At 41.7% G+C, this 538-nt stretch carries 1 protein-coding gene; it reads right to left on the bottom strand.

The window, feature by feature from the left end; all coding sequences use genetic code 11:
- Positions 1-6: 6 nt before the first annotated feature.
- Entirely contained in the window at positions 7-129 is a 123-nt protein-coding gene (locus tag CIK04_RS32165) for a DUF3265 domain-containing protein (RefSeq protein ID WP_080584369.1), read from the bottom strand.
- Positions 130-538 lie beyond the last annotated feature (409 nt).

Below are 538 nucleotides of genomic sequence, written 5' to 3'. Positions count from 1 at the left end.
CCAGTACTAACGCTGCGTTAAGGGGTGAATGCCGCATAAACCAAGYTTCTGCAGACCACTTTCACCACCAAAACTCACTGCAAACCAAAAATGCCACGCGGCATGAATCCCGCTTAAACGCCTTGTTATGCTTAAGCTTCAATGGCTTACGTTTTACTAAAAACAAGATTAACTCGACTTTGATTCACAAACAAAAGCCAAAAACCAAAAAACTGAAATGACTCATGATTTTGAAAATCAGACTTTGAAATTTGGCAGCTAAAACGAAAAAACCTAAGATCAAATCTCTGATTGAGCCAACCGCCCTAACCTCGCGCTTGCCCGAAAATTGAATGAGGCAACTCTCTGATTTTCTAGCGCCAAAGAATAAGTGTCCGAAAAACAGCGCTCAAAAAAGCCAACTTGCCGACAAACACAAAACTGAAAAGCTGAGGGAACAGAGAAAAACCATAAACCACTGATTTTACTTGATTAAGCATACCGACCATAAGGGGTGAACAACGCCTCCACCCAACCCTAAACATTGTGCCATAAACAC

It is taken from the genome of Vibrio sp. 03_296, from assembly GCF_002265885.1.
Note: the sequence above shows the minus strand (reverse complement) of the source record. Positions and strands in the feature narration are given on the sequence as shown.